At 65.4% G+C, this 12,963-nt stretch carries 15 protein-coding genes; 3 read left to right on the forward strand and 12 right to left on the reverse strand.

The features are described 5' to 3' along the window. The first annotated feature begins 38 nt into the window (after positions 1-38). Positions 39-1,145 carry a glycosyltransferase gene (locus tag ACFWUP_RS14685; protein WP_379234380.1) on the forward strand — a complete coding sequence of 369 codons (1,107 nt, stop codon included), beginning with the start codon at positions 39-41 and terminating at the stop codon, positions 1,143-1,145. Here ACFWUP_RS14685 and ACFWUP_RS14690 read toward each other — a convergent pair whose 3' ends face one another. From ACFWUP_RS14690 to ACFWUP_RS14705, 4 genes are all read right to left on the reverse strand, one after another. Further along, complete coding sequence (locus tag ACFWUP_RS14690; RefSeq protein WP_379234383.1) at positions 1,146-1,835, reverse strand: GNAT family N-acetyltransferase; 690 nt, start codon at positions 1,833-1,835, stop codon at positions 1,146-1,148. Positions 1,836-1,907: 72 nt separating this feature from the next. After that, complete coding sequence (locus ACFWUP_RS14695) at positions 1,908-2,384, reverse strand: SRPBCC domain-containing protein (RefSeq protein ID WP_379234385.1); 477 nt, start codon at positions 2,382-2,384, stop codon at positions 1,908-1,910. Between the two features lie 38 nt (positions 2,385-2,422). Next, on the reverse strand, positions 2,423-3,220 hold the full coding sequence (locus tag ACFWUP_RS14700) for a class I SAM-dependent methyltransferase (RefSeq protein WP_379234387.1): 798 nt from the start codon (positions 3,218-3,220) through the stop codon (positions 2,423-2,425). Positions 3,221-3,349: 129 nt separating this feature from the next. Continuing rightward, entirely contained in the window at positions 3,350-3,898 is a 549-nt protein-coding gene (locus ACFWUP_RS14705) for a DUF1062 domain-containing protein (protein ID WP_379234389.1), read from the reverse strand. Positions 3,899-4,197: 299 nt separating this feature from the next. Here ACFWUP_RS14705 and ACFWUP_RS14710 point away from each other — a divergent pair, with 299 nt between their 5' ends. Next, positions 4,198-4,581, forward strand: a complete 384-nt coding sequence (locus ACFWUP_RS14710; RefSeq protein ID WP_379234391.1) for a hypothetical protein — start codon at positions 4,198-4,200, stop codon at positions 4,579-4,581. Positions 4,582-4,845: 264 nt separating this feature from the next. On the opposite strand, the gene ACFWUP_RS14715 is transcribed toward ACFWUP_RS14710, so the two are convergent. From ACFWUP_RS14715 to ACFWUP_RS14740, 6 genes are all read right to left on the reverse strand, one after another. After that, positions 4,846-6,090 carry an MFS transporter gene (locus ACFWUP_RS14715; protein WP_379234393.1) on the reverse strand — a complete coding sequence of 415 codons (1,245 nt, stop codon included), beginning with the start codon at positions 6,088-6,090 and terminating at the stop codon, positions 4,846-4,848. An 89-nt stretch (positions 6,091-6,179) separates the two neighbouring features. Next, complete coding sequence (locus ACFWUP_RS14720; RefSeq protein WP_379234394.1) at positions 6,180-6,458, reverse strand: hypothetical protein; 279 nt, start codon at positions 6,456-6,458, stop codon at positions 6,180-6,182. An 8-nt stretch (positions 6,459-6,466) separates the two neighbouring features. Continuing rightward, positions 6,467-6,769 (reverse strand): hypothetical protein, encoded by a 303-nt coding sequence (locus ACFWUP_RS14725; protein WP_379234396.1) that lies wholly within the window; start codon positions 6,767-6,769, stop codon positions 6,467-6,469. A 52-nt stretch (positions 6,770-6,821) separates the two neighbouring features. Further along, positions 6,822-7,373 (reverse strand): DUF4334 domain-containing protein, encoded by a 552-nt coding sequence (locus ACFWUP_RS14730; protein ID WP_379234398.1) that lies wholly within the window; start codon positions 7,371-7,373, stop codon positions 6,822-6,824. Beyond that, complete coding sequence (locus ACFWUP_RS14735) at positions 7,370-9,043, reverse strand: GMC oxidoreductase (protein WP_379234400.1); 1,674 nt, start codon at positions 9,041-9,043, stop codon at positions 7,370-7,372. The genes ACFWUP_RS14730 and ACFWUP_RS14735 overlap by 4 nt, the downstream gene beginning before the upstream one ends. Next, positions 9,040-10,488, reverse strand: a complete 1,449-nt coding sequence (locus ACFWUP_RS14740) for a flavin-containing monooxygenase (RefSeq protein WP_379234402.1) — start codon at positions 10,486-10,488, stop codon at positions 9,040-9,042. The genes ACFWUP_RS14735 and ACFWUP_RS14740 overlap by 4 nt, the downstream gene beginning before the upstream one ends. 188 nt (positions 10,489-10,676) lie before the next feature. On the opposite strand from ACFWUP_RS14740, the gene ACFWUP_RS14745 reads away from it, so the two are divergent. After that, positions 10,677-11,342, forward strand: coding sequence for a TetR/AcrR family transcriptional regulator (locus ACFWUP_RS14745; RefSeq protein WP_379234404.1), 666 nt, complete (start codon positions 10,677-10,679; stop codon positions 11,340-11,342). A 58-nt stretch (positions 11,343-11,400) separates the two neighbouring features. On the opposite strand, the gene ACFWUP_RS14750 is transcribed toward ACFWUP_RS14745, so the two are convergent. Both ACFWUP_RS14750 and ACFWUP_RS14755 read right to left on the reverse strand, forming a co-directional pair. After that, positions 11,401-12,030, reverse strand: a complete 630-nt coding sequence (locus tag ACFWUP_RS14750) for a TetR/AcrR family transcriptional regulator (RefSeq protein ID WP_379234406.1) — start codon at positions 12,028-12,030, stop codon at positions 11,401-11,403. Then, positions 12,027-12,506 (reverse strand): DUF4334 domain-containing protein, encoded by a 480-nt coding sequence (locus tag ACFWUP_RS14755; RefSeq protein ID WP_379234407.1) that lies wholly within the window; start codon positions 12,504-12,506, stop codon positions 12,027-12,029. Before ACFWUP_RS14755 ends, ACFWUP_RS14750 begins: the two co-directional genes overlap by 4 nt. Positions 12,507-12,963: the final 457 nt, after the last annotated feature.

The raw sequence follows: 12,963 nt of genomic DNA on the forward strand, positions 1-12,963 counted from the left end.
GGCCGAGCACGCGGCCGAGGAGCGACGACGGAGACCGGATGCGAGTGTTGTTCGTGGCGATGCCGTTGATCGGGCACCTTTTCCCGATGATGCCGCTGGTGGAGCAGTTGCGCGAGCGCGGGCACGACGTCATGGTGGCCACCGGTGGTGATGCTGCCGCGGTGGTGCGGACGCAGCTGCCGGTGGCCGACGTCGCCCCGCCGATCGACTACCTGCGTGCCGCGGTGCGCGGGCTGGGCAGGCATCCGGTGCTGGCGTTGCGGTCGGGGCACGGGATGGCGGATGCGCGCGGCGGCGCCCATGTTTTCGCTGTCACCAATCGGCCGATGATCGAACCGCTGCTGCGCGCGGCCAGGGAGTTCCGGCCCGACGTGATCGTGCACGAACCGTTCGCTTCGGCGGCCGCGATCGTGGCCGACCGGCTCGGGGTCCCGACGATCCTGCACAACATCGCCCTCGACAACGGCACCGTCATCCGCCGCGAACTGCTGCGCCTGCTCACCGACACCGCCCTGCCCGCACCCGCGACCACCCTGTCCATCGCCCCACCGAGCATCGTCCGCGTCGACGGTCGCCCACTGCGCTACACCCCGTACTCGACCCCCGGCGCGGAACTACCCGTGTTCCTGCGGAAACCGACGAGTCGTCGACGCATCCTCGTCACCCGTTCGACCATGCTCGGTGACGGTCCCGACACGATGTTGCGTGCCATCGTGCGCGCGGCCCCGTATGTCGATGCCGACATCGTCATCGTCCGGCCTGATCGAAAGACCTTGCGCAGCAAATCATTACCGGCCAATATCCGTACGACCGGCTGGCTCGGCCTGCGCGAAGCCCTGCCCCACTGCACGGCCATGGTCAACCACGCGGGCGCAGGATCGATCTACGCGGCGCTACACGCAGGCGTTCCCCAAATCGCCACCCCCGCACCGGGAGACCGCGCCTGGAACGCCGTGTCGGTGCAGCGGCGCGGTGCCGGACTGTCGGTGCGGGCCCGCTCGATCACCGCCGACCACCTCAACCAACTCATCGCCGACCCCGACCTGGCGGCCAACGCTCGCGCTGTTGCCGCCGAGATCGCCGCCATGCCCAGCGTCACCGATATCGCCGACGAGCTGACCGAATCGGCCGCCTCCGCACAGTGATCACGGTGCTTGCACCAGCGTCAGCTTCGACTTCTTCCGCACGGTGAAGCCCAATGTCTCGTACAAACTGACCGCCGAGGTGTTGTGGGCGATCGCGTGCAGAAACGGCGTCTCACCTCGCGCCCGAATTCCCGCCCCGACAGCCCGAATCAACCGCGACGCGATCCCGCGCCCCCGGAATTCGGCATCGGTGCACACCGCACTGATCTCGGTCCACCCCGGCGGGTGCATTCGCTCCCCCGCCATCGCCACCAACCGACCGTCGACCCGCAGTCCCAGATAGGTACCCATCTCGACGGTCCTCGGCGCGAACGGCCCCGGCTCGGTTCGGGTGATCAGCTCCAGAATCTCGGGAACATCAGCAGCAGTGAGCGTTTCGAGCTCAGGATCGACAGCAACCCGTAACCCCGACCCCTCCATCTGCACCGTGTCGAACTCCTCCAGCACCGTCCACCCCGCAGGCGGCACATGCCCTACCCCGCGGATCCCCGCACTACCACCCGACCCGAGCGCGACTCCCAGATCAACCCAATCCTGATCATCCAAAACCGGCGGATGCCCGACGAACCGAGCCACCTCCGGTTCATACCGCCCGATCCGCCCCACCCATTGCGCGAACCGCCGATGCTCCCCCCGCAACGAAGCCCGCACCGGATCATCCAGCGGATGCACCACGATCTCGACCGCCACCAACACCCTCCTGACCACCGAACCCTCGGCCAAAACGTTAGCCGAACACACGACCACCGACACCGATTGCGCTCACGACGATTCCGACGCCTCAACCTCGAGCACATCCCCCAACCGCCTCATCACCGTCCGCCGCCACCCCCGCTCCAACGCATTACGCGCCATCTTCTGCCGCTTGTCCTCGATATCGAACCCTGTCTGCGACAACAACAACCGCGTCCCCTTGCCCTGCGGCTTGATCGTCCAATCCATCACCCACCGCGCAGGGCGCTCGGCCCGAAGATCAACCCAACTGAACGTCAACTGCTCCCCCGCCCGCACCGCCAACACCTCACAAGCGATTTCCGCCGACGGCTCCGTGGGCACCACCAGAATGAAATGCGTTCCCACAGTGGCCGAAAACCCGACCGACCGCATCAACCACAGCTCGAGCAACCGCGGGTCGGTCAACGCCCGCCACACCACCTCCGGTGGCTGCGGAAAAAAGCTCCCGATCTCGATAGCAGCAGGATCCAACTCCGCATCCGACGTCACTTCCACCCCTTCCACCCGACCGATTTCATGTGTCGATCTTCTCCTGCGCAACGCTAGTCCGATGTTCTGATCGCCGAGGCGAGAAGGTAATCCAGCGACAGGTTGAGATGATCGGAGCGCGACTCTGCCCGTTGCTCGACGAATCCGCACAGATCCTGGCGCAACGCGTCCCAACGACCCTCCGAAGTCAGTCTGTCCTGCTCACTCACGACGTGTCCGGCAGTACGAATCAGGAAATCGGCCGCGTCTTCGGATGATGTGAACGGCAACGTAATTCGGCTGGTCGAAGTGGCGGTGAGCCGAAGTCCATGGGGTTCGAGGAGGCCGGTGAGCGCGACGGGATCACCCCAGCGGCTGGGCGGTCCGCTGCTGGCAGGCGGTGGTGGCAGATAGCCGCTCAATATCTGCCCCATCGCAGGCAGCACGCTGCCCGGCACCCACGACGCGAGGACGACCCTGGCCCCTGGCGCGGCGACTCTCGCAAGTTCGCGGGCCGCGATCCCATGATCGGTCGCATACATCACGCCGAAGACCGAGACGACAACATCGGCGGACTGACCAGGAAGCGGCAGAGCTTCCAGGTCGCCACACAACCATCCGATCTCAACACCCGTGGCGTCGGCTCGTTCCTCCGCCACCCGCAACAGTGCCGCTTCGAAATCCACACCGACAACTCTGCCCCCGCGCTCGGCCGCGAGCAGCGCCACATTGCCTGTACCAGTAGCGATATCGACCACCCGATCGCCGCGCACGACCGCCGCCGCATCGACGGCCGCCACGGCTACGGGCTCGAGAAACCGGCCCATCAACGGGTATTCACCGACACCCCACGTCGTCCCCGGACTGTTCACTATCAACCTCCCGATACAGGAGGCGCCCTTGATCGTCTTGACCGAAGTCGAGCGTGGCGGACCGAATCCGTCGCAGCGCCTCTCGCCCCGGCTAGAGACACCCTAGTGTTGTCTCATCGACCTCGAGCCTCAGCCCTTGAAGGTGAAGTCGAAGTCGCCGGAGACCTTGCCGCTCAGCCGGATTGCTGAGACAAGGCTTCCTTCCTCGATCAGCCTCTGGACCTCGGCTCGCGAAAACCCGTAGCCGTCAGCGATCAGCCGCACCGGCCGGACAGGGATTCGCGCCGCGAAGCGAACCGACACCTCGACCACTTCTCGGTCGAGGTGTTCCCACCCGCCGGTATCGAGACTCCAGGCGTCACCCCAGTCCAGAGCGATGCGGTTGCGACGTTGCACGACCGGATTCTGCAGCAATTCAGCCGTCAGACCAGGGTCGTTGTCATGCATCCGGCCCAATAACTCAGGTCGGATGGACCGCACATTCACCCGCTCCAGCACCGAGAGCTTTGTCGTGTCCCCGCAGGAAATACAGTGCGCGAGCAGCCAGGCATCGATGAGTTTGTGGTTGGCGTTGATGCGAATTTTATTGCTTGCCCTGAAGCGCTCGGCCGCACACGCGTGGCAACGGCGGTGGACGAGCGGCAGGCAGGTGGGCGCGACCACCCAGATTTTGAGCATAGAAGTACACCCGTTTCGGTGAGAAGTCCACAGCGAAGGCGCGCGGCGCATATGCGCGACGCGCGAAATTCACTGCTCGGGAGGTCTCACAGGATGTACAACGGCACGTCCTCGACTCGACGATCTGATTCGACAGCATGGTAGGTGCGCACAGTGGCGCTGAGCCACTGATTTTCGAGCGCCAATCGTCAGCACGAAACTCCGCCTCCCCCACCGGTTTCCAGATGTCCGCTGTTTGACCCTTGTCGAGGCGGGCATTCGCACTGAGCAAGAACAACCTTTACCGGAGGGACAAATCCGTGTTCACACATTTGCGACGGGCCGCGTTGATCGGGCTGTTGGTTGTCGCCGGGTGCGCTACCAGTACCGAGGCGCCTGATCCCGGGTTGCCGCCGTCGGACGCGAGCGCGCCAGAGATCTCCGATGCGGCCGCTGTGCATCTGTGCGAGATGATGGCGCCGGATCTGGACACTTGGCGGGCGCAAGGGGCCTCGGTGGCGCGGGTTTCGTTCAATGGCACGGTGCAGAACTGGGCGGTGCGCAGTGGGGGGATCAATGTCGCGGTGGCGCGTAATCGCGCGGTGATCGATACGGTGACGCTGAAGCACTGTCCTGACGTGCGGCAGCAGGCCGTGCAGGCTCTGGATGTGCCGGATCTGGCGTCAGCGCTCGCCGGAGTCTGAACTGTCGGGCCCCCGCGGCGGTCCCGCGGCGCCGGTCGCGCAGGACGAGCACGCCCGCAGCCACCGCCCAGATCGCCGCAAACGCGACGGCGCGCAGCAGACTCCAGTTGACCATCAGCATCACGATGGCGACGCCGCCGAACAGCGTCAACAACCGGGCGGTACTCGTCTGACCTTGCATCTTCAGATCATCCCACGGTCCGACCTGCCCGACGCGGCGAGCGTACCGCGATCAGCACAACGGTCCCGCTCGGCAGACGGCCATCAGCTCTCTACCGGCACGACCCGGCCCTCGTCGCGCACCGCAGGCCGACGGGCCGCCCAGGCCAGCGCGGGCACGATCAGCAGTGCGATCCCCGCACCGAGATACGCCAGACCGGGGTAATCGGCGAACGCCACGATCACCCCGGACCCGAGCCCACCTCCGGCACCCGCGATCGCGATCCCCACATCGACCGTGCCCTGCGTACGAGCGCGGGTCGCGACCGGCGTCGCGTCCGCGATCATCGTCGTCCCCGCGACCAACCCCAGATTCCAGCCGACCCCCAGCAACCCGAGTGCCACTGCCAGGGCTCCCACCGAACTCGGCGGAGCAAGGGCGGCCGCCAATCCGGCCGCAACCAACGTCGCGGCCGCTACCACCGCGACCAGCCCCGCCCCGAACCGGTCGACGAGCATCCCCGACAGCAACGACGGCAGATACATCCCCGCCACATGCACCGCGATCACGAACCCCGCCGCGCCGACGCCGTGCCCGTGATTCTGCATGTGGACAGGAGTCATCGTCATCACCGCGGCCATCACCAACTGAGTCACCACCATCACCGTCGTCCCGGCCACGATCGGCGCCGACCACCGCGCCGTCACGGCCGTCGCGACAACCTCGGTAGGTTCCTCGGCGATTTCCTTGGCGAGCACGAGCGGATCCGGCCGCAACAGCACCCACAACACCAGCCCGGCGAGCAGATAGGCCACCCCGGACAGCACGAACGGCCCCGACAAACTCGGAATGCCCCACCGCACAGCAAGATCCGACATCGGCGTCGTCAGATTGGGCCCGACCACCGCACCGACCGTCGTCGCCACCAGCACCGTGCTGATCGCCCGTGCCCGATGCTTGGGTTGGGCCAGATCGGCACCGGCATAGCGAGCTTGCAGACTGGTCGCCGTGCCCGCTCCATAGACGACCATCGAGACGAACAGCAGCGGCAAGCTCTCGGTCACCGCACCCGCCACCACCCCGAAACTCCCGAGCGCACCGGTCAGGTATCCGAACGTCAGCCCGGCCCGCCGCCCGGCCCGCTGCGAAATCCGCCCCACCGCGACCGCCGCCGCAGCGGACCCCACCGTGAACATCGCCGCGGGCAAACCCGCCCACCCGGTGGAGCCGAGCATGTCCTGCGCCAGCAACGCACCGACGGTGATACCCGCGGCGAGCCCCGCCCCGCTGAAGATCTGCGCCGCGACCAACACGGCCAGAATGCGCCGTTGCGCGGGATGCTCGCTCATGAGAACCAACAGTGCGCCATTGATGGACGCCGGTCCAGCTGTCGGGCACAGAAAGGTCCAGCGAGGACGAACCGGCCTGGTTCACCTCGCTAGCGCAGGTAGGGCCCGAGCTTGATGTCCACCGCGGACCCGACATCCTCCATCGAGGTGATCGGCCAGATCCGGCCGGGCAGCATCGTCCCCGCGGCGGTCGCGTAACCGACGACATCGAGCGCCGCGCCCCCGTTGTCGTCACGCAGAATCCCCGCCTCGGTGCGCACCCCGTCGGAGAACACCACATCGAACTCGTCGGCCATTCGATCAGCACGCACCACCACACCGGGAAACAGATGCGAATGGTCGACGGTGATCAGTCCGGGCTCGTCCATCGGCGGCCTCAGTGTCCACACGGATCGGTCAGATGCAGACCCTCACCGACCTTGATCCGGCGATGCTCAGCGAGGACGATCCCCACCCCGAACAGCAAACACACGCCGGTGAGGATGCCGGCGATCACCGCCCATCCGACAAATCCGGAACCGGCGGCTGTCAGCGTGGCCGCGAGCATCACGATGCCGATGCCGACGAGCAGCAGTCCCGGCCAATTCAGGGAGTCCTGAACCAACTCCCCCGCATGCGAGCGCGTCGTGCGTTCGGTATCGGGGAACTTGTGTTGATGGGGGTCGACGTAATCGGTCATGGCACGTCCTCCTTTCAGCGAAGGTCCTCCCCATCCGGCGCGTACCCCCGATTCACTCGGGCAAACGGGCTCCATCCTGCGTGTTCTCGCGAACCAGCACGAAGAAGTACGGATCCGGGAAGTTCCGGTAGTCCATCAGGCCCAATACGGTGTCGTCATCGACCCGCCGGAACACATCGATGATCGGCAGATGGTCGTACACCATCGCCGTGGTGACCACGCCACGGTGTTCGACCGCCCGCAGCCGGGCCCGGTATCGGCGACTGCGCAACGCCGGTTTCAACACCCCGAGCAATCCCCGACCCCGCTCGACCACCGCGGTCGGCACCTTGCCGACCAGGCCCAACGGCACTCGTCGCGGATCGACAGCGAACACATCACCGGCGCTGTCGCGAAACAGCAGCGGATGCACACTGTCGACACCGTCGAACTGCTTGCCGTACCACCCGGACGCCACGAGCAGCCCATCCATTGGGTGCCCGGTGGACAGCTCACGTCCACGCCACCGGCCGCTGAGCTCCGACACCGGAGCGAGGCTGTCGAACAGGGCCAGCGCCGCTTCCCTGGAGCAGGCGGGTTCGAGTGCGATGAGTGCGTCCGTCATGCGAATCCTTCAGGCAGTCGCAGCGCACCGGGAGCGGAAGCGGGCACAGCGGGACGAACAGGAACGACCGGGTTGATCCGCTCGTAGGCCGCACCGAGGTCAGGTCGCGGATCCGGCTCACCCTTGTTCGGCCAGAACGCCATCGCACGCTCGGCCTGCGCGGTGATGGTGAGCGACGGATTCACCCCCAGGTTGGCGGTGATCGCACTGCCGTCGGCGATGTGCAGGCCGGGATAGCCGTACACGCGCTGGTACGGGTCGATCACGCCGGTCTCACGGGAGTCACCGATCGTGCAACCACCGATGTAGTGCGCGGTCGCGGGAATATTGAAGATGTCGGTGGCGATATTGCCGGTGATGGCGTCGGATTCGGCCGCGTATCGGCGGGCGATGTCGTGAGCCAGCGGAATCCACTCCGGACTCGGCTGCCCGCTGCCCTGTTTGGTCACCAACCGCTTGCCCTTCATATACGAGGTCAGCGAATTGTCGAGCGACTGCATGACCAGCAGGATCACCGACCGCTCCGAAGCACCGTGCGCGTTCTGCGAACGCAAGAATTGCATCGGGTGCAACACCATCGTCAGCAGCAACCGCAGGAACCGGAACGCCCCACCGTCAACCATCGGCACCGTCTGCAAGAACAGCGCGTTCTGTCCCTTGCCGTAGGTGCACACCTCCACGTGCGTCTGCGGTTCCGGATGAATCGAGGACGTGATCGCCACGCCCTGCGCGAAGTCACGCCGCGACTTACTGGTGACTCCGATGATCGCCTCGGAATTGCTGCGGGTCAGCTCACCGACCCGCGAGGACAGCTCGGGCAGCGTGCCGTCACCACGCAACGTGTGCAGCAACTTCTGCGTGCCCAGCGCCGCCGCCGCGAACACCACCTGCTGCGCGGAGAACGTGCGCCGCTGTTTGCGCACAAAACCATTCGATGCCACCGTCTCGACGCGATAACCACCCGCACCATCGGGCGCCACCGAGGTCACCGTCGTCAGCGGATGTACCTGTGCGCTATTGCTTTCCGCCAGGTGCAGGTAATTCAGCGTGGTCGTGTTCTTGGCATTGTGCTTGCAGCCGGTGAAGCACTCCGAGCAGTGGATACAGCCCGCCCGCCGCGGACCCGCACCACCGAAATACGGATCGTCGACCTCGACGCCTTCGGAACCCTCGTTGAAGAACACACCCACCCGGGTGCGATGAAAAGTGTCGGCGACCTTCAGATCCCGCGCGACCTGCAACAACACATCGTCCTTCGGCCCCACCCGCGGATTCTCGACCACGCCCAGCATCCGCGCGGCCTGGTCGTAATACGGGGCGAGCTCGGACTTCCAATCGGTGATGTGCGCCCACGCCTTGTCGCGATAGAACTCCGGCAACGGTTCGTAGAGCGTGTTGCCATAGATCAGCGACCCGCCGCCCACACCCGAACCACTGAACACCAGGCACTTGCCGAGCGCGCTGATCCGCTGCGGTCCGGTGAGGCCGAGGCGCGGCGCCCAGATGGCCTTGGGAATGTTCCAGTTGGTCTTCGGATAATCCTCGGCATTCCAGCGCCGGCCCGATTCGAGAACACCTACCCGGTAACCCTTTTCGGTCAACCGCAGCGCGGTCACGCTCCCACCGAAACCGGAACCGACGACGATCACGTCATAGTCGTAGTCACTCACCGCGCCATCACCTCATAGTCGGCGGGGTCGAACCGCGCCTGCTGCTTGTATTGGATGCCGAGCAGTGGCCAGTTGGTCGTGATCCGGCCGTCCGCCTGGCGATACCACGACGAGCACCGACTCCACACGCTGCCGGTCAGCTGCGCCTGGATCCGATCGTCGTAGGCCCGCTCCACATCCGGACGCACGGTCAGCGCGCGACCCGACGCCGCGAGATGGGCGACATAGTCGCCGAGGTACTTCGCCTGCGCCTCGAGGAAGTAGATGATCGAGCCACCACCGGTATTGGTGTTGGGGCCGTACATGACGAACAGGTTCGGAAACCGCGGCACGGTCATGCCGAAGTAGGCGTGCGCACCGCTGTCCCACTCCTGCGCGAGTTCTCGGCCCTGTGCACCGGTGATAGTCATCGGTGCCAGGAATTCGGTGGTCTTGAAACCGGTCCCCCAGATGATCACGTCGACCTCATGGTCGCGTCCATCGGCAGTACGCACCCCCGACTCGGTGATCTCGGCGATCCGGTCGGTGGTCACCTCCACATTCGGTTGAGCCAGCGCCGGAAGATAGTTGCCGGAGAACAGGATCCGCTTGCAACCCACCGGATAGTCCGGCCACACCTTCTCGAACAGACCCGGCTTGGCCTTGGTCTGCCTACGCATATGCCACTTCGACATCGCCTTGATCGCGGCGGCGAGCGGTTCGGCGTAAACCCAGGCGACGCTGAGACCTTCGACCACGCCGTACCAGGTACCGCGTTCGGCGAGCTCGGTCACCGGCAGCTTCTCGAAGACCCGCTGATGCCGCGCGGAGAACTCACGATCCATGCGCGGAACGATGTAGGGCGCACTGCGCTGGAACAGCGTCAGCTTCTCGACCTGCGGTTGGATCTCGGGGACGAACTGGATCGCACTCGCCCCGGTGCCGACGACGGCAACCCGCTTGCCCGTCAGATCGACGTCATGGTCCCACTCGGCGGAGTGAAAACTGTTGCCTGCGAAAGTGTCCCGTCCCGGGATCGACGGCAGCGCGGGCCGCGACAGCTGACCCACCGCCGACACCAGCACGTCGACCACCACCACATCCCCGCCGCCGAGCCGGACCGTCCACTTCCCGGTCTCGTCATCGAACGCGGCGCCCAGCACTTCGGTACCGAAGCGGATATGGCGGCGCACATCGTATTTCTCGGCGACATGCCTGATGTAGTCGAGAATCGCGGGCTGGCGCGAGAAACGGTGCGGCCAGCGCGGATTCGGCTCGAAGGAGTACGAGTAGAACGGCGACGGCACATCACAGGCGGCACCGGGATAGGTGTTCTCCCGCCAGACACCACCGACATCGTCGGCCTTCTCGAACACGACGATGTCGTCGAAGCCGCGCTTCTTCAGTTCGATCACGGCTGCGAGGCCGCCGAATCCGCTGCCGATCACTGCGATGGACGGGGTCATGCGATCCCTTCTAGAACGAGACGGGCACAGCTGTCGGTGTCGTCGCTGAACGGTAGGTGCCCGCAATAAACAGTTACTGCGTACGGTTTCTTGATTGCATCAGCTCGATCCACCACCGTCAAGAGGTGACTGCCGACACATTTTACTAATTCCGCCGAATCTTGTCGGCAGCACGTACGATTTCTCAGGTGACCGTGCAACCACCACGCCGCACCCAGGCGCAACGCCGGGCAACCACCCGCGCGCGAATCCTGGCCTGCACCGCCGAATGCCTGCTCGAACGCGGCTACGCGGCAACCACCGTGAGCGCGGTCCAGGAACGCGCCGGACTCGCCCGCGGCACCGTGCAGCACCACTTCCCCACCAGGGCCGAACTGCTCATCGCCGCCACCACCCAGGTCGTCGACACCCGGCTCGAACAGTTCCGGCGCGAAGCCGAACTCCTCCCACCCGGCCGCGACCGCCTGCAATCGGTCGTCGACCTGGCCTGGCGCGACCTCAACAGCCCCACCTTCTACACCGCGCTCGACCTGTGGGTCGCCGCGCGCACCGACACCGAACTCCGCGACCGACTCGTCACCGAGGAACGTCGCGTATTCACCGAAATGCGCAGGCTCTACCTCGAAGTGCTCGGCGAACCGTACGCCTCGGATCCCCGCGCCGAAGTCCTGGTCGAGTTCACCATCGACCTGCTCACCGGGCTGTCGATGACCGCCATGCTCACCGGCACACTCGGTGAACGCGAAGCGGTGCTGCGCCGATGGAAGCGGGCGCTGGCCGTACTCGTCGGACAGCTACCGAGCGATGAACTGCTCGACGGAAGCCCGCTGCCGGCAGCGGCAGACCCGGCGTAATCACCCAAAACGACGTCCGAAAATCAGTTATCTGACTATTCGGAGGCGGATTGTACGATTACGCCGGATTACTTTCGTTGGTCTGCACCCCGGACAAGCCGTTCCAGCACAAAGCGACGACGGTGTCGACGGCTTCCCCCTTCGGGATCGGACGACCCGCGTCGAGCCAATGCCTGGCCGCGAGGTGGCTGGCACCGACCACACCGAACGCGCATGCGTACGCGCGAACGTCATCCATGCCCGCCGCGCGGAGCTCGGCGCTGACCAGCACCGCGCATTCACCCATGGCATCGCGCACCCGCCACCGCACACACGGTTCGCTCGGTACCGGCGACTCGAAGACCAGGGTGTGCCCGCCTGCGTCCTCGTCGACGAAGTCGAAGTAGGCCAGCACCGCGCGGCGCACCTTGTCCTCCTGCCCGTGTGCGTCGGCCAGCGCATCGCGGATGCCGTCGACCATTCGATCCAGATAGCCCTGCAGCACAGCCAGGTACAGGTCGAGCTTGCTCGCGTAGTGCGTGTACAGCACGGGCTTGCTCATGCCGGCCCGGACGCTGATGTCGTCCATGCTCGCACCGTGGTAGCCCTGGACGACGAAGACCGCACGCGCGGCACCGAGCACCGTGAGTCGTCGCTGGGTTCGGGCCGGCGTCTCGGCGCCCTCGACGTCGTTGTAGAGAAGTGTCATGAGATATCCGAAGAGACCCGCTCGAGCAGGAAGTAGAAATATTCGCCCTCGGCGAGGACCACGTCGGGGCGTCCGTTCATGATGCCCATCAGGGTGGTGTCGTCGAGCCACTTGAAGTGGTCGAACACCGGGCGGCCGTCGTAGACCATGGTCGCGGTGATCTCGCCGCGGAACTCGATGTTCCACAGGGTCGCTTCGCCCTGCCCCAGTTCGATATTCGAGAACAGGCCACCGTCCTCGTCCCGACAGATCAGCGGCTTCGCGTCGTCGAGGGCGAGGAAATTCTTTCCGTACCAGCGGCTGGCGGGCAGCGCGCGGCACAGCGGGTGACCGGTCTGGAAGGCATCGCCACGCCATTCACCGAGGATGTCCTCGGCACGGGCCGGGCGTAGCCGGGTCCACAGCTGATCCAGATCGGCGGTCGTGACGTCGGCTTGCTCCCTGAGCTGCTGCCACCGTGGTTTGTCCGCGCTCATCAAGCCCTCGTCTCACATATTCCAGAACCATCCGGTTCCGCATTCGACCATAGTTCCGAACCCGACAGTTCATCAACCGCATCGCGGCCGCGACACCCGCCTATACCCCGGCCCCCATCGCACACATGCCGGCACTTCTCCAGCGACGAGCCCCACCCCTGGCCTCGATGCTTCTTTAGGAGTTGATTGTGTGCTGATGCTTGGCCTCAAGACCAGGGTGAGATTCATGTTTTGATGCGCATATGTACGTATCATGATTAATTTCTTGCAATGACCACCCCAGATCCACCCCCTGTCCTCATCATGAGCACGAATCAAAGTCCCAGCGCCCCTTGGTCTCCCCTCCGCCACCGGCGCAACCGACAAGCCCCGCTCCCCCACCTACGAGCTCTACTCACCCGCTGGGTAAAGCACCTCCCCTACCCGACAGCGAGCGCCAGAGAGTCGTGCGCGGCTG

This window comes from Nocardia sp. NPDC058658 (genome assembly GCF_042716665.1).
GTDB lineage: Bacteria > Actinomycetota > Actinomycetes > Mycobacteriales > Mycobacteriaceae > Nocardia.